The 14,844-nt window shown below is 57.8% G+C and carries 15 protein-coding genes; 3 read left to right on the top strand and 12 right to left on the bottom strand.

Features of this window, described 5'->3' with window-relative positions:
• The first annotated feature begins 701 nt into the window (after positions 1-701).
• Positions 702-2,798, top strand: a complete 2,097-nt coding sequence (locus ENZ75_RS04885) for a hypothetical protein (RefSeq protein ID WP_245458917.1) — start codon at positions 702-704, stop codon at positions 2,796-2,798.
• Between the two features lie 525 nt (positions 2,799-3,323).
• On the opposite strand, the gene ENZ75_RS04880 is transcribed toward ENZ75_RS04885, so the two are convergent.
• The 12 genes from ENZ75_RS04880 to ENZ75_RS04825 form a co-directional block, all read right to left on the bottom strand.
• Positions 3,324-4,127 carry a hypothetical protein gene (locus tag ENZ75_RS04880; protein WP_024505378.1) on the bottom strand — a complete coding sequence of 268 codons (804 nt, stop codon included), beginning with the start codon at positions 4,125-4,127 and terminating at the stop codon, positions 3,324-3,326.
• Between the two features lie 355 nt (positions 4,128-4,482).
• Complete coding sequence (locus ENZ75_RS04875; protein ID WP_024505377.1) at positions 4,483-5,520, bottom strand: EscU/YscU/HrcU family type III secretion system export apparatus switch protein; 1,038 nt, start codon at positions 5,518-5,520, stop codon at positions 4,483-4,485.
• Positions 5,517-6,335, bottom strand: coding sequence for a type III secretion system export apparatus subunit SctT (gene sctT / locus ENZ75_RS04870; RefSeq protein ID WP_063169270.1), 819 nt, complete (start codon positions 6,333-6,335; stop codon positions 5,517-5,519). The genes ENZ75_RS04875 and sctT overlap by 4 nt, the downstream gene beginning before the upstream one ends.
• Positions 6,336-6,343: 8 nt before the next feature.
• Positions 6,344-6,619 (bottom strand): EscS/YscS/HrcS family type III secretion system export apparatus protein, encoded by a 276-nt coding sequence (locus ENZ75_RS04865; RefSeq protein ID WP_024505375.1) that lies wholly within the window; start codon positions 6,617-6,619, stop codon positions 6,344-6,346.
• Positions 6,620-6,621: 2 nt separating this feature from the next.
• Positions 6,622-7,287 carry a type III secretion system export apparatus subunit SctR gene (gene sctR, locus ENZ75_RS04860; protein WP_029354851.1) on the bottom strand — a complete coding sequence of 222 codons (666 nt, stop codon included), beginning with the start codon at positions 7,285-7,287 and terminating at the stop codon, positions 6,622-6,624.
• Positions 7,280-8,308, bottom strand: coding sequence for a type III secretion system cytoplasmic ring protein SctQ (gene sctQ, locus ENZ75_RS04855; protein WP_095769044.1), 1,029 nt, complete (start codon positions 8,306-8,308; stop codon positions 7,280-7,282). Before sctQ ends, sctR begins: the two co-directional genes overlap by 8 nt.
• 89 nt (positions 8,309-8,397) lie before the next feature.
• Positions 8,398-8,910 (bottom strand): hypothetical protein, encoded by a 513-nt coding sequence (locus ENZ75_RS04850; protein ID WP_063169269.1) that lies wholly within the window; start codon positions 8,908-8,910, stop codon positions 8,398-8,400.
• On the bottom strand, positions 8,886-10,244 hold the full coding sequence (gene sctN, locus ENZ75_RS04845) for a type III secretion system ATPase SctN (RefSeq protein ID WP_063169268.1): 1,359 nt from the start codon (positions 10,242-10,244) through the stop codon (positions 8,886-8,888). The genes ENZ75_RS04850 and sctN overlap by 25 nt, the downstream gene beginning before the upstream one ends.
• Complete coding sequence (sctL, locus tag ENZ75_RS04840; RefSeq protein ID WP_024505371.1) at positions 10,241-10,864, bottom strand: type III secretion system stator protein SctL; 624 nt, start codon at positions 10,862-10,864, stop codon at positions 10,241-10,243. Before sctL ends, sctN begins: the two co-directional genes overlap by 4 nt.
• The gene (locus ENZ75_RS04835) at positions 10,861-11,310 is read right to left on the bottom strand and encodes a nodulation protein NolU (RefSeq protein ID WP_281061227.1); all 450 of its coding nucleotides are present in this window, start codon (positions 11,308-11,310) and stop codon (positions 10,861-10,863) included. Before ENZ75_RS04835 ends, sctL begins: the two co-directional genes overlap by 4 nt.
• 181 nt (positions 11,311-11,491) lie before the next feature.
• Entirely contained in the window at positions 11,492-12,328 is an 837-nt protein-coding gene (gene sctJ / locus ENZ75_RS04830; RefSeq protein ID WP_272483026.1) for a type III secretion inner membrane ring lipoprotein SctJ, read from the bottom strand.
• 36 nt (positions 12,329-12,364) lie between these two features.
• Positions 12,365-12,874 carry a nodulation protein NolB gene (locus ENZ75_RS04825; protein WP_024505368.1) on the bottom strand — a complete coding sequence of 170 codons (510 nt, stop codon included), beginning with the start codon at positions 12,872-12,874 and terminating at the stop codon, positions 12,365-12,367.
• 187 nt (positions 12,875-13,061) lie between these two features.
• Between ENZ75_RS04825 and ENZ75_RS04820 the strand changes: the two genes are divergently transcribed.
• Together ENZ75_RS04820 and ENZ75_RS34965 are read left to right on the top strand one after the other, a co-directional pair.
• Positions 13,062-13,760, top strand: coding sequence for a secretin N-terminal domain-containing protein (locus ENZ75_RS04820; RefSeq protein WP_024505367.1), 699 nt, complete (start codon positions 13,062-13,064; stop codon positions 13,758-13,760).
• Positions 13,761-14,061: 301 nt separating this feature from the next.
• Positions 14,062-14,844 (top strand): HrpF/NolX family T3SS translocon protein (locus tag ENZ75_RS34965; protein ID WP_281061226.1); only part of this gene is annotated, 783 nt, incomplete at its 3' end.

The following is a 14,844-nucleotide window of genomic DNA, read 5'->3' as shown; positions in this document are numbered from 1 at the left end:
CTCTGAAGCAAAGGTGTGACGGGGGCGGTGGCGAACGAGAGGAGGGACGCATCAATAAAAGCGTCAGGCACGTGTCTAGGAAGGGGAGCTAGCCGAGTTGGTCTGATTTCATTCGCTGTTCCTGGAAATCGGCGGACTGAAGCGCTGATAATCTCAGGACATCGATGGCAACGTTGCGAAAGTCCTGTGAGCTCGGGCCAATCTTGGCCTGCTACTGAGAAGCACTTTGGCGGGAACATTACGCCGTCGCGGGTCTGGCTGACCGTGACGTTAACCGAAAGATGCCGCTGGTCTCGTCAGCCGCCAGCACAATAGCAGCACATTCTCGCCTACTACGGAGACGCAATATGAAGGGCATTGGCCGACCACGGAAATCGCAGGCTGAAACTGGAGCCAGCCGCGCGGGGCGGGCGAGCAGTTCCCTTTCGCAATCAAGTCTTGCTGCGGGAGAAGGTGGACAGTCATTCGATTCCGTTGTGGAGCAGATGCGCTCTGGGGACGCCGATAGGAGGCCCTCCTCCCTTCCAGTTGCGCGCGGTCCAGGCGATGCCCGCGAAAGTCTGCCAGGCGCCTCGATTGGCGAAGATCAAATCCTGAACACACCGCCACGTGGAGCCGCTGCGCCACCACGCGGAACCGTAGCGCCACGTGGCGCAGCCGCAAGGCGGCGCGGTTCTCCCTCCATGTCTGAGGGCGAAGCCATGGCGCCGGTCGGTAGCCAACTATCAACCGCGCAGGTGGAAGGCACCAGCTCATCGTCAAATAAAGATATCAGTCCGACACAGCTCAGAATGAACAGTCTTGTTCAACAACTGACTGATTGCGAGGCTGCGGCCAGGAAAACCGACGTCCCCGAGGAGGCGGTGGAGCTGATCAGTGGGGTCGTCGATGCAGCCTCAGCAATTCTGGAGTACCGCGCTAGCCTGCCTGCGGCTGAGGCGCAGACAATTATGCCAGACGACAAGGTGCGTAGATGTTGCCAGATCGTGTGCGACGCCGCGAATGAAGTAGACAAACTTGGCCTGTCGACGATCACGAAATTGGACAAAAAGACCAAGAAAGCGGCAGGTATGGTCGATAAACTCTACTCCTACTCCCAGGCGGACCGGCAGGAGCTGTTGATTTTAAATGTGGAGAACCACCATACGGCGGCAATTAAGTGGTGGGAAAAAAAGGCATGGCGCTCCGAACGGCAGCGATCCGCCTGCGCTGCCACCGCTAGCCTATCCAGTGGAACGCCCGTGATGCGGGAAGCCGAGCGGTGCGCACTGCGGCTGCGTGCCGGCTCGGTACTGAGTGTCAGGATCTGGCTGGTCCGTGAGCGGATCGGTCTTGCGCGGGCCAAGATTGAACTGCGGGCGAGCAGGTTCGAGCCAGATTTGAAGGAACTCCTCGTCGGTCGAAATGGAGTGGTGCAGCTGATGGCAAGCGCCGCTCAAGAAGCTCTTCGCGCCCTCTCTTTGGCGAAGGGCATAATGGATGATGGCAAAACACTCAACGCTCATGATTGCGCGGTTGTAGAAAAAATCATGGAGCGGCTTTCGGATTTTGGATTGGCGTTGCACGAGGTGCATACCAAGCTAAGCCATACCTACCCAGATGCCGGCCTCCCATTGAAACTGTTCGAACGGATCGTGGACGATGCATGGATCACTGCGCACGATGCCATGCACTTGTTGAACCTGCAGTCTCCGCCGTCAGCCATCATGGCGCCACAGGCCCAGGCGGGCGCTGCGATGCCGGCCAGGGCAGGCGCTGCGATACCGGCTGACACTGCTGGTACGGCTGCAGTGTCAGAAGGCACTACAGCGCGAAGGAAAGGGAAGTCAAAGCATAAGTCGGCAGCTCGCGCCGGGACTTCTGCCGCCGGGCAGCCATCAACACCAGTCGCTGCGAACGCCGGCACAGTGCCAGCAGCCAAGGTTCTCGCGCGCTCGGATCAAGTTGCGAGTACACAGGTGAGAGCGCAAGAGGTGGCTGCGAGTTCGTCGGGGGCAGGCTCGACAATCGGGGGCGCCGCGTTGTCAATGGAGGTATTGACGGAGCGGCTCAAACGATTGGACGAACTTTTGCAGTTCGATCTGGCCGGTCAGCAAAGCGTCGTCTCCCAAGTGCGCCAGATGAAGCCTGAGGAGGCCGGTAAGGTCGTGGACGATGTGGCCCAGTACCTGCGAGCCCAGGCCATTGAGATGCAAACCTGTCTCGCCGGGTTGCAGGGGCGTAATGTACGCCTGCTACTCACCTCCACCCAGCTACCCAAAGTGCACGAACGCACAGACCAGCTCAAAGGGTTGCTGAACATGGTGCTGGGACAGGCCAACGCATTGAATGAAGGAAAAGCCGGCATTACGACTGATTGCATGAAGACCTACGCATTTCCGGCGCAAAAATACCTGGAACATTTGTGCAATGCCGACGAATTGATGCCGCCGGAGGCACCGGTCGCGCTGCGTGGCGAGCCAGGAAAGCTGTTTGAGATGAAGCTGCAGCCCAAGATGCTGGTCAATGGTGCGATGCCGAGCCCGATGTGGGTGCACATCCACACGAGTCGCCCCGTCATGGCCAGAAACTTGGAAGGGCTGGCTGATTCCGAATTCACCGCTTGCCACGTTAAATCCAACGAACAGCGCGGCTACAATCGAGAGCGAGAGGAAGCCGATGCTAGGTCCGGTCGCGAGAAGGTCATAATTCATCGCGGCAAACTCACCCCCGCTTTCTGTAAGTCCTTGTTGACCTCAGGGCTTGGCCGCCAACCACGCCATTCGCGTGCCGAGCTCCCGTCGGCGCAGGCTGCATGACAGGGCACTCAGAATGCGGCCGGCCACGCTGTGAGTCAGCGAGCATTTCTCCTGGCCAAACCGCGAATGCCGCTGCGCGAGTTGCGGTCCGGCGATTGGAGTCGATCGGCTACCGTCAGGGCCGATTTGCGATGTCGCGTTACCGGCTGTTGACGTGGCGGCGTATCTTGCCTCCCATCCAACTTATCGCCGAGATCGCGCCGCCAAGATCGAGGCGGAAGGTCTTCCTGCGAGCGCGGAGCAGGCATAGCCGATCCGATCGGGATCGGCGCATCGCAACGACCCAACGGTGTGGTGGAGAAAATTGGATTCGGGAGAGCTCGGTTCCAAGAGGCGGAGTTCCGGCCCGAATACAATCCGCTCGCAAGCACCCACGATGCGCATCCGCAGTTTATTGTCTGGGAGATGGGCTGGATTGCTCGGCGGCGCTGGCGCTAAGGCGGGGCTGTCGCCGGACAATTAGCATTCACTGCCAACAGCCTTGCAACCGTCACCAGTTGCAAGGCTCGGCGGCGGGTCGACAAATCACATGAAATCGTCGTCGGACCCGCTATCGCTGCTGTCGCTATCCTCGGTTTTGTGGAGATAGAGTGGAGGTTTGCCTGCACGCTGCCACTCACCGGCACTGTTCTTCGTCCATTTGTCGGGATGCTGCGTAGGGTCAAGCACCAGGTCGCCATGATCCACTTCAACAAACCCCATCGTCTGCGCGCGCGCTTGTGCTTCCGGATTAGCCGCACGCCAATTCAGCAACGGTCGGTCGCCGTCTATCCGAAGTTGATGCTCCAGCAGAATATCGCCCGCATTTTCGACGAGCGGATGGGCGACTTGAAGATCCACTATGGAAGTGACCTCAGTTCGACCAGGAAATTGTTCCCGCCAACTTTCCGATTCGAACTCGTTCATGCTGAATCCGCCTTCCATTCTCAGCAGTCCGGCACTCCGGTCTCCCAATTGGTAACTGAAATATCGCGCGTGCTCCGTATCTCGACGGATGCCATATTGCTGAGCAACGTCCGCGGTGCGCCTGGCTCGTGACGATACGAACTCCGAATACTCTTGAGGATTGTCGGCGATGTGCGTGATTTCATCACCATGAAATTGCCTCACCTGTCTCCTGAAGGAAGTCCTGTTGATCTCCACCACAGGAGGTCGGGAATTGAGGGAGTATGCTTGGGGAGCCGCCGATGATGAGGCGCCGCTACCTTCCGATCCGGATAAGTGCATTCGGGCAAATGTGTCCGCGAACCCTTCGCTTCCTGCATCCGATTGCTCGCCGGCATTATGCGCGCGGTAACTATCGGATGAGCCACCAATTCGACCATACATGACGATTCGTACTCCTATGTTTCGCAACCGAGCTCAAGTTAGCACGGCTGTTCAACATAGGGCGCTTAGTTGACGACTAGCTGACGAGGGCATTCCAACGGCTGCACCAATCAAATCCGCACTGCCGGCCTCAAAACCTCGGACTGCGCCACGCACCGGCCAGCAGAGGCTGCAAGGTCATGCCCGGAGGACTTGCCGTAGTTGCTGGGTGGCAGATCCGAGGGGAGTGATTGCCCCAGGCCCGCGGTTGCGCGGTTGGCCTGACAGAGACACTGGGGCACGGATGGCCAGCCGACATTTGCCACTAGCATGGAGCCAGGTCAGTTTTGAACTGGGCAGTCGTGGACTTCCATGACTAGGCCAAGCCTGCGGCAAAGAATGCTTTCGCGACAGGCTGGAAATATTGCATAGGAACCGCGTGGCCGAGTTTTGTAGTGCCTATCAGCTGACGCGCTAAGACATGGTCATGGACGATCGTCAGGCGTAGTGCCCGCGCCTCGCTCAACACATGTGAAACGCGCTCACCTTCGGCACGGCAAACTAAGAACGGCACCCCGGTTTCACCGCGAACGTAACGCAGACCGATCAGGACCGCCCTTCCTGTTAAGACCAGCGTGGCGCGATGCACGCCAAGCGCAGGCTCGTCGGCCGCCTCCTCGCGGATGCGACGCTGTTCACCTTTCAACTCTGGCGCTCCTTGCTGATCCTTCGACTCGCGCGTCACTTCGGTATTGGTCATGCGCATTTCGCGCAGATACAACGCGCGCTGGAGCAGAAGATCGATCAGTCCGCCGACCAGCAGTGCGCCGGCGCCAATTCCCATCAGCAATTTTGTCTCCATAAAGATGAGGCCAACACAGCCCATGCCGCAGATCGGCAGAGGGACCATTGTCTTCCACATCCCGAGAAGGACAATGGAAAAGGTTGCGCTGAGAACCAATACCTTGAACATGGTCTTGCAGACTTCGACCATGGAACGAGCAGACCCCAAGCGCTTCAGCCCTTCAAAGGGGTCAATTTTCTTAAAGCTGAGCTTCATCGGCTCCAGAGAGAAGACAAATCCACCATTGGCTAGCAGGCTGGCCAAAATCACCGCGGCGACAAGGGTTCCAAGCAGCGGGCCAACAGCCGCGACTGTGAGTTGGACGAGCACAACCAATGCCTGCGGCACCGCGGTATCGAAAGGTAGGCTCTGCAACTTGGTGGCTAATAGGAGCGCTTCCCGGCATTTGTCCTCGATCACGCTGCCTCTTAGCCAAAGGTAGCCGAGCCCAGCGCAAGTCCCGACCGCGCGGACGAAATCGGAGCTACGTGGCAGCTGTCCTTTTTTGCGCGCTTCACTTAACTTCTTCGGGCTGGCGGCGTGTGTCTTCTCTTCACTTGTGTCGCTCATGGCAGCAATTTGTCGAACCACTCCAGCACGCCGTTGGCACGTGTGACCTCCAGTTTCATGCTCTCCACCAGATAGGCAGCGTAGGTGACCATGAGAACTGGAAAGACAATGTTCTTGATTGCCGGAGACAGTTGGCTCGCCTTAAATTGCGGGGCAAAGCGACGCAGCAGCATCATCGATATATCAATCAGTATCAGGAAGAACACGACAGGCCCCGAAACCAATAATGCCGTGCGCATTATGCTGTCGAGAAGCCCCAACAACTCCATTGCTCCTGGCCCGCTCAGTGTCGGGTGAAACTGATACACCGGCCAGATCAAGTAGCTGCGGTACAGGACACTGATCAAAGTTTCCAGGCCTCCTGATCCGACGAATATGGCAATCGCAGTGATCCCCAGAAAAACGCCCATCGCGGAAGCCTGACTGTTCGTCGCGGGATCGGCCGAAGCGGTCGGGCTGCTGATGCCGCGTTGGTTGTCGATAAGCTCCCCGGCAGCCTGAAGGCCCCAAAGCGGAATGCCAAGAAAAGTGCCAAGGAGTACACCGACAAAAACTTCCTTGAATCCGAGCAGGGTTAGCTGGATCAGGCGCGTATCAGGATCCAGCGCCGGCAATCCGCCGCTGACGTGTGCCAGGCATGGTAGTGCGAAGCCAACAGCCAAACAGCCCCGGATCAGCCCACTGATCTGCGAGCGTGTGAATACGGGAAAGATCAGCATGATGCCCATCGCGCGGGCTGCCCCAAGACCTGCCGCAACGACGAGTTCGAAAGCCGTCTGGATCAGAATTTGAATATCGGCCGATGGCGCGTCCATGGGGCGGACTAGTAGCTAAGTGTCATTGCGGGAAACTCGGTGAAGATCTGATCGGCTAGCTCTATGAGCGGGGCGCTTAGCACAGGAGCAAACAGCCCAATCACCGCGACAACGACCAGAAGCTTCACGGTGAGCGGCAAGCTTTCATCCTGGATCTGCGTCGCCGCCTGGAGGATGCCGATGACGAGGCCGACAACCACTGATGCAATGAGCGGCGGTAGAATCCAGATCATGAAAACCACCAGTGATTGGCTCATAAGAGTAATGATGCTGGATTCAGTGATGATCAGCCTCCCGGTAACGTATAACTCAGCACAAGCCCATGCATCAATTTTGACCAACCATCAATGGCAACAAACAAGAAGATCTTGAACGGAACAGATATAACAGTTGGTGAGACCATCGACATACCCATTGCCATCAAGATAGTTGTCACTATCAGATCTATAACAATAAAAGGCAGATAAAGTAGAAATCCTATCTCAAATCCGCGCTTCAATTCTGATAGCAAGAAAGATGGTACAAGTATTGCAAAGTCATCAGGCGTGGCTGCAGCGTGCATTTCCTCTGGCCAGACCTTTTCTGTCGAAGATAGGAAAAATCGCCGCTGCTCTTCATTTGTGAATTTCTTGAGATGCTCGCGCAAGGGCTCACTTCCGGCTTTAGCGGCGCTTACCCAGTCGTCGAATGTCTGATAGTGGAGCTTGGGATCCGACATGCGGTCATAGGTCTGCTCAGCAACGGGCGCACTAACGAACATAGTGAGGATCATCGCCGCGGCGTACAGCACCACATTGGGTGGTATGGTCTGGGTCCCGAGCGCATTGCGGACGAGGAAAAGAACAATTGATACCTTTACAAAGGCCGTTGTCGTGGCAACTGCTAAAACCAGCAGACCGAGTCCGGCGGTAACCGCAAGAAGCGCCAGGATTGTCGGCTGAGCTTCACTCATTGCATGCAAACCCGCCACGGAGCCTGATGCCCAGCTCTTCTCCGATGCGGACAATGTCGCCACGCCCGATACGCTGACCATTGGCCACTATGTCGACCGGGCCGTCGATCGGCCATCCAAGTTCAAAAATATGCCCTTCGCCGGCACTTCTTAATTCCCCAAGAGAAATAGGCCAGCGGCCGCATTCAAAGACAAGCACGATCTCGACATCGTCGAGATCCTTAGTAAGCTCCAGTTGCGATCCGGGTTGTGTCATATGCGCACTCTCCAAAGGACACGGTCGCGGGCGGAAAGGCCCCCGCAAGATTAATTCATCGCCGTCAAGATCCGCCTCGGCGCACAACTGGCCGACAGCTAGGGTGATCTGGCCGCGGCCGAACGGCGCAATATCGGGCAACAATGCATCACCGACACATGCGCTTCGAAGAAGCGCCGCAGGAAGGCGAAGCGTGCCGACCTCTCCTGCAACAATGAGCGGGAGCTCTGGAGGCAGCCCGCCCAGCTGCCGCGGCAACTGGGCAAGCAGTTCGCCTAGCGCGCGAAACGCAGGCGGTACTAAGCCGTCAAGTGGCGTGAACAGGAATAGACGGCCCTTGCCCTTGACCGCGCCGAAAATGATGTCGAGTTCAAGATGAGGAGCCAGCATCGTGGCTTCGCATACCCGCACGAGTTGCACGTTCAGACGCGTCGTCTCCTCCAGTCGAGTGACAAGCGGCTCCAGAGCGAGTTCGAGAATTAGCGAAGCAGTTGGCTCGGAAGGGAAGGCCAAGCCGTTCTGCACTGTCGTGATGAACTCCTCTACGAGCGGGCGCGACAGTGACAAGATGACCGTTTCGGCTCCCACTCTCCAGACGCAGTCAAGCATCGGAATGGCAGCAGGTTCCTGCTGCCAGACAAGCCCTGCCGTTCGCACCGATAGCGGCACCTCGTTGATCCGGCTTTGAAACGGCGTGCGCGGCGCTGCTGTATCATTGAGCCACGAGACAACCGTGTGGGACAGTTTCAGAACTGGTTCGAACATGGCGGGTGTGACCGCAGCGCCTATCAAAGACTGCACGGTCGTGTCATTCGGACGACCTCTTGCGACCGTCGGATCCGGTTGCGCGGCATTTAGGCAAGCGACCCCCTCGCATATTTCAGCAGTATCTCATCGTCGGCCTCGATCTCGGCTGCGGCCTCCGAATGAGTCTCGACGGCGCGCCGCACGTCGTCCTCGATTTGTTGCCATTTGTCCCTTGCCGCCGAACATATGACCCATAGCTCCCTCGTCCTGGACGCCGCCATCTCAGCCTCCTCTTGAGCGATTTGGGTATCATCAAGCATCTGCCGTCTGGAATTGATCTCAGCGGCAAGTTGTTCAGTGTGAAGGCGGTGACGGTCGAGCGCTGCGCTAGACAAGTTGTCGAGTGACATCAGATGCTGATAGAGCGCTGCTTCTTTTCTTGAACAATGTTGCTGTATCATTGCAAGCTCCCTAGAGGCATTTTGTACGGCTGAGGCGGCCACATCGCGCTGGGCTTCCTTCTTGGACAGCTCGCCAAGGGCACGACGCTCTTGCATTTCCTTCAGAAGCCGTATACTCGAAGACTGAATCCAGTTTACGCGGTCAGACGCGACATCCATGCGACCGTCTCCTCGAAATCTGACGCGTCATCTTCGCTCTGGCGCAGAAACTCCCTCAGTTCGTCGATTGACGCGACAGCCCGGTCAGTCAGGGGATCTCCACCTGGCTTGTATTCGCCAACATTGATCAAGAACTCGGTCTCGGCATAGCGCGACAGGAGCTCGCGGAAAATGGATGCTGCCTTGCGATGTGTCCCCGAAACGACTGCATCCATGACGCGGCTGCGACTCTGCAGCACATCAATAGCGGGGAAATGCGATCGCGCCGCAATAGCGCGTGAGAGGATGACATGGCCATCGAGAATACCACGCGATTCCTCGGCGATTGGATCACCCGTGCCATCACCCTCTACAAGCACCGTATAGAAGGCCGTGATTGAGCCCCGCTCACCCATGCCGGCGCGCTCGAGCAGGCCTGGCAGCATGCCAAAAACGGAAGGAGGAAAGCCCCGTCGCGTCGGCGGCTCACCCGCAGCAAGGCCTATTTCGCGCATAGCGCGGCAGAAGCGCGTCAGCGAATCCAGCATGAGAGCAACGCGTAGGCCTTGATCGCGGAAATATTCCGCGAGCGCAGTCGCCATTGGAGCGCATTGCGCACGCTCTACCGCCGAGCGGTCGGATGTTTCAACCACGACGACCGTACGGAGAAGGCCCTCTTCACCAAGATTCCTTTCGATGAATTCACGAACTTCCCGTCCACGTTCGCCTATGAGCGCCACTATGACGACGTCAGCGGCGGCACCCTTTACGATCTGTGACAACAGCGTCGACTTGCCACCACCTGGCTCGCCATAAATCCCGATCCGCTGGCCCTCGCCGCACGTCAGCAGACCATCGAGGACACGGACCCCAAGCGGGAATGGCCGCTCAATCATGCGCCTCGTCATCGGATTGGGGGCTCTGCCATGCAGGGGCCGAGTTTCGACGGTCTTGATTTCGCCTTTGCCGTCCAATGGGCGGCAACGACTGTCGATCACGCGACCGAGCAAATCGCCGCCGACGGGCACCTCACGCATTCGGCCAGTGGCCACGACCTCTGCGCGGCTGGATAGGCCCACCAAGTCCCCGATCGGTGTCAGCAATACACCATCACCCGACAGGCCGATCACCTCGGCCTCGAGCGACAGCCCGGTTCGCGGGTCCTCTAGGAGGCAAAGTTCCCCAATACGAGTGTCTGGCAAGACGGCATGAACCAGTGTGCCGATAGCCCGCGTGATCCGACCGCGCACCGCACGCGTGTCAATTCGCTTGGCCGCAGCCCTCAAAGACGAGATTGCTGGAACGAGAGCTCGAGTGTGGGCGTCAGCGTTATGTTCTGGGACGGGCTTTCTCATAGCTCGCCTTTCTCACAGAGCGTCCCGAAACCAAGGCGCAGCGCGCGCATCTGGGCGTCAAGTCCAAGGTCAACATTGCCGTACTCGCTCCACAGCACGCAGCGTTGCGGCGACAATGTCGGGTCGGGCTCGATCCGCACCCTTGGTCGACCATCCTGGCCGTCGCATCGAGCAAACTCTCGTGCAAGCATGTCGACTTGCATGGGAGAAACATGAAGGCAAACGTCGGCGCCGCTGTATTGACACTCTATGGCGTGACGAACAGCCCTCACCAATAGCTCGCCCGGATCGAAAGCGCCGATAAGATCGCTCAATATTTCCATCACGAGCTGCGGCAATTCCTGCTCCAGAGCCGCCTTTCGTCGCGCGATTTCGGAGATTGTCTCCGCAATCAACCCTGCCATCTCCTCGGTGCCTGCATTCGAGCCCTCCATGTGGCCGCGCGCCCACGCCCGCTGGTAAACCGCGCGTGCCCAGTTTCGAACGCGCTGCCGATGCCGTTCTGCCGCGGCAAGGGCTTGCGCGGCGCTGTGCCAGGTTTCGAGCTCGCTCGCGGGTATCAGTGGTCCGACTGGACGCATCTGCGGCGCTATTGGCCCCTCGGAAAGTTCGACTGTCATTTCACCGGGGTCTCTGTCTCAAAATGAGCTACTACAAGTGAAAGCAATTGGCCGGCGGCGGTCCAATGCTCATGTGCTGGAGTCTCCGCGGCAGTCCCCTCGGGCAATCGAAGAAGCACGCGGTTACGCTCGGTCGCTGAACTGTCCTGGAGCCAAGCTCCAAGACATGCGTGTCCATCGTATTCGATTTGCTGAGCGAGTTTTTCTGGGTCCGAGATCAGTCTTTTGTCAACAGCATGCAGCAGGTGTCGGATTCCGAATGCGTGTGCATCCACGCCGATGCGTTTAACAAGGATGGCAAGCTCAGGCTGAGAGACAAACGCGACCAGCGAACGGGCATGCCAGATACTACCAGCAAGAAGGGTCGCTCGATATGGATCATGCCCGCGTAGAAGGTCCGGCCTGCAGCCGATGTGGTTCAGATCCACGTCATCGTTGCCCAGCAATTCTGCCAGCCTTGGATGCAGTCTGGAACACTTCTGCAACTTCACTAACGTTTCGGCCGATAACGCTGGATCAAGACGCGCCGCAAGACGGGTTGGATGGGCCGAAGCCGCAAGCTCGCTCGCGCCCGGAAAGTGCGGACCATCAGGTCGGGCGGTCTGTATAGGCATTGGCAATGAGATGTCACCCACGTCCAATTGCAGGCATTCTTTTGCGAATGGCCTCGACAGCAGAAGCATCCCGGCGCCCCTCGACCTTGGAAACGCCGGTTGATTGCTTGCGCCGACGCGTAACAACGCCGATCAAGAGATAACAGGCCACGGCGAATACGGCTGCGGCAAAACCTGTTACGGTCGCCAGAAGTGGCGCAGGAAGAGGTAGTGATGCTTGTGGCAAAACAGCAGTCGGATCGGGCCGTTGCTCGTGTGCGGAACGTTCTACCGGCACCAAAACCACTTCCACCTTATCGTAGGACAGGCCTTCGATGCTGTCGGCTACAAGCATCTTTATCTTTGGCAGCAGAGCCGCGACATTTGTTTTTGCGTCGTGCCTGATAAACACCGAGGCCGAGGATGGCGTGGCACCGGCTCGCACAAGGTCGTTATGCGGCAGCACGACGTGAACACGTACAGAAAAAACGCCATCGATATCGCTGATCGTCCGCGACAACTCTTCGCTCAGGGCATACACGTAACGGGCACGCTCTTCGGTCGGCGAGGCAATCAGGCCTGATCCTTGGAATATCTCACCGAGGTTCTTGAAGGATTGGCGCGGCAGCCCCTTGGCGTTCAGAAGGTTGATTGAGAAGGCGAGCAGCTTTTCGTCAACCTGGATCGTGCTGGTTCCATCCTTGGCGACCACCCGGATCGCGGCGACCCCGTTGTCTTCAAGAAGTGCGAGCATTTCATTTGCCTCACGCTCTTGCAATTGCGTGTAGAGGTCGGCTTTGCAAGCAGTGAGGGCGACGAGAACTGGCAGCATGACAAGTCTAACCGACCGCCACCCTGACAGGCCACGCATGATTTCGCCCTCGGCCAAGCCAATCATGCGCGCGGTTCAGCCTTCCTTCAAAAGTTTATTCACGGATGATGTGACGCCGCTGACGCCTTTGGAGATAAGCGCCACCTGGGTGACGCCGTTGTAAACATCCCGAAGACCAGCCATCATCGTTTCGAAGTCTTGCCCTTGTTGGGGAATGCCCGAGATTCCGGTTCCCGCCTCACCTGGAACGGGAAGCTTCTGCGCCGGTCCCGGTAGAGCGCCCTTCGAAAGGGCTATGTCATGGTCGAGCGCGGGGAAGGAAACAGTGTTGTGTGGATATAGGGAGGAAATCGTCTGCAACACGCGATCGCCCATGCCGCTCGTCGGCGCAGCCGCGCGCTGAACATCCATCGCCGCAGCAACTGGCGCCGCACTCGCTGGCCCCGCGGCGGCATCGTTTTTCAGCGAGTCGGCTGCATGCCCTAAGGCGCGCTCAAACTGGGCCTGCTCGACAATCGACGGTGATCCGACCCTGGGGAGGCCAGCCGTTAGAGTGGCAGAGATCGACGTGACAGGCATCATCATGTAAGGACTCGGTTGCTCTCTCTGACCGGGCGAGCCCCGCCCATTCATCACCCGGTGTCGGCGCAACACTCCTAGGGGGGCAAGCTGACAACAAGCTGACTAACGGCGGCGTCATTTCGACAATCTAAAATCTCTTCGGCAATTTAGTCACTTGTGATGATTTCAGCGTTTGGTTTATCAGTGCGACATGCCGAGAACGCTTATCCAACCCGTCACCCTGCATGTTTTGAGACTTCTTTGTGCCGGGTTTTTTCTGTCCACCGGGATTCACCCGGCGCATGCAGTCCCGCTGTCCCTTCCGGCGACACCCTATAGATACACGGTTCTGGATCAGGAGCTCGCTGCAGCGTTGCAGGAATTCGGCAACAACCTGAATATCAGGGTCAACATCAGTCCTGCGGTGAAGGGGCGAATTCGCGGACGTATGCCTGATTTGCCACCGCGCGCGTTCCTCGACCGCTTGACGAACCTTTACGGTCTACAATGGTACTATGACGGCCTTGTGCTCTATGTGTCTGCTGCACAAGAATCGCAAACTCGAATGCTTTTGATGACGTCGATTCGCTTCGATGCGTTCAAGGGGGCTCTCGACAAGCTTGATATCTCCGACGAGCGCTATGTGGTCAAACCCGTGCCAGGCAATGGCCTCGTCTTCGTTTCCGGTCCACCGCGCTTCGTCGCACTCGTGGAGCAGACCTTTAACGGCTTGGTGGCGCAGGCGCAGGCGCAGACTCACATAGCGGCAACGCCAAAGGAATCAGTGCTGATCTTGTTTCGCGGCTCCTCCACTACGGTCGTTCGCGACGGACGACCGGATGCTTCTTATTCTTCTGACATCCCACAACAGGATAGCGTTGGCGGGAAGCCTGAGCTGGGCAAGAAATGAACATTGAGGATTTCCCGCAGCTCTGAAGAACATGACTGCGGCTACCCCTTTGTGAACTCTTCGCAAACTCGTCAGTTTCTCGAAAGCTAATCCGCTCATGATGAGTCCCGGCAGCTCTCGCGGTGACTCCGGCCATTGTGTTGGACCGAACCTTGGAGCCGGCCCGGAACACAGCAATTGAAGGCAGGGCAGGCGCATTCGTGACCTGCCGACGCTTGGAATTGTCGAATTTTGTGAAACGCAAGGGATCTTCTGTCGGGGTCTCTTGTGGGGATTTCAACGTCACGTCTGAGGATGCATAATGTCGGCCAGTAATCTTTCAACTTTCTACCGCTCAAATTCGCTACAGTCCGCAAGGGGTTGGCCGGGCCTGAAAGTTTCCCATTTTGCGACCCAGCATCAGCAAAGTGCATCGTGCTTCGAAGCGATGCTGTCCACTTGTGTGCTGGCAGACAAGCCCGGCTCTTTCGCGCAAGGGGATCTGCCAGCGTCGAATCTTGATTCGACAATGGATAAATTGCGGCAGGACCCTTTGGGCCATCTGGCACCGGATGTCTTGACATTGAATGGCTTGGAGCAACACCCACTGGATCTGCTGCCGCCAAATATGAGGGCGGCTCTCAAGGAGGACCAATCGCAACGCTCCAAGGCGACTGAAGCCCAACATCTGCTCGGCGTCACTCCGAAGATCGAGCCGGCTCCCAGGCCGAGCCCCGGAATCACGTGGAACGGTGGGTCGCTGACCACGGCTGAGTTGCAGATTGTTGCGGTACTCAACCGTCACAAGGACCAATGCCCGCTTACTTGGAAGTCGTTGACCGACAAAGCCAATGATCCCTCTACGCCACCGGATCTGAAAGCGGCGATCCAGGGACTGCAGCAGGATTCGGGACTTTTTTATGCGATTGGCTCGCAGGGCGACGGCCGCTGTGGAGGCAAGATCAACGCCAAGGACTTGGCCGGATTTTCAAACCACCACCCACAAGTTGCTGCATTTCAGGAAGCCCAAGCGCGAAGCTACGAGCAGAACTACATACCATCCGACGGCAGCGGAGGTTTGCAGCCTTCGGTCATGACCTTGAGC

This window comes from Mesorhizobium sp. M7A.F.Ca.CA.002.04.1.1 (genome assembly GCF_004022805.1).
GTDB lineage: Bacteria > Pseudomonadota > Alphaproteobacteria > Rhizobiales > Rhizobiaceae > Mesorhizobium > Mesorhizobium ciceri.
This window is presented reverse-complemented; position numbering and strand designations above follow the sequence as displayed.

Coding starts and splice junctions, on each gene's coding strand:
- ENZ75_RS04885 (WP_245458917.1), top strand. CDS start 702: ATGGCGCCGGTCGGTAGCCAACTATCAACCGCGCAGGTGGAAGGCACC.
- ENZ75_RS04880 (WP_024505378.1), bottom strand. CDS start 4,127: ATGTATGGTCGAATTGGTGGCTCATCCGATAGTTACCGCGCGCATAAT.
- ENZ75_RS04875 (WP_024505377.1), bottom strand. CDS start 5,520: ATGAGCGACACAAGTGAAGAGAAGACACACGCCGCCAGCCCGAAGAAG.
- sctT (WP_063169270.1), bottom strand. CDS start 6,335: ATGGACGCGCCATCGGCCGATATTCAAATTCTGATCCAGACGGCTTTC.
- sctR (WP_029354851.1), bottom strand. CDS start 7,287: ATGAGTGAAGCTCAGCCGACAATCCTGGCGCTTCTTGCGGTTACCGCC.
- sctQ (WP_095769044.1), bottom strand. CDS start 8,308: ATGTTCGAACCAGTTCTGAAACTGTCCCACACGGTTGTCTCGTGGCTC.
- ENZ75_RS04850 (WP_063169269.1), bottom strand. CDS start 8,910: ATGGATGTCGCGTCTGACCGCGTAAACTGGATTCAGTCTTCGAGTATA.
- sctN (WP_063169268.1), bottom strand. CDS start 10,244: ATGAGAAAGCCCGTCCCAGAACATAACGCTGACGCCCACACTCGAGCT.
- sctL (WP_024505371.1), bottom strand. CDS start 10,864: ATGACAGTCGAACTTTCCGAGGGGCCAATAGCGCCGCAGATGCGTCCA.
- sctJ (WP_272483026.1), bottom strand. CDS start 12,328: ATGCGTGGCCTGTCAGGGTGGCGGTCGGTTAGACTTGTCATGCTGCCA.
- ENZ75_RS04825 (WP_024505368.1), bottom strand. CDS start 12,874: ATGATGATGCCTGTCACGTCGATCTCTGCCACTCTAACGGCTGGCCTC.
- ENZ75_RS04820 (WP_024505367.1), top strand. CDS start 13,062: ATGCCGAGAACGCTTATCCAACCCGTCACCCTGCATGTTTTGAGACTT.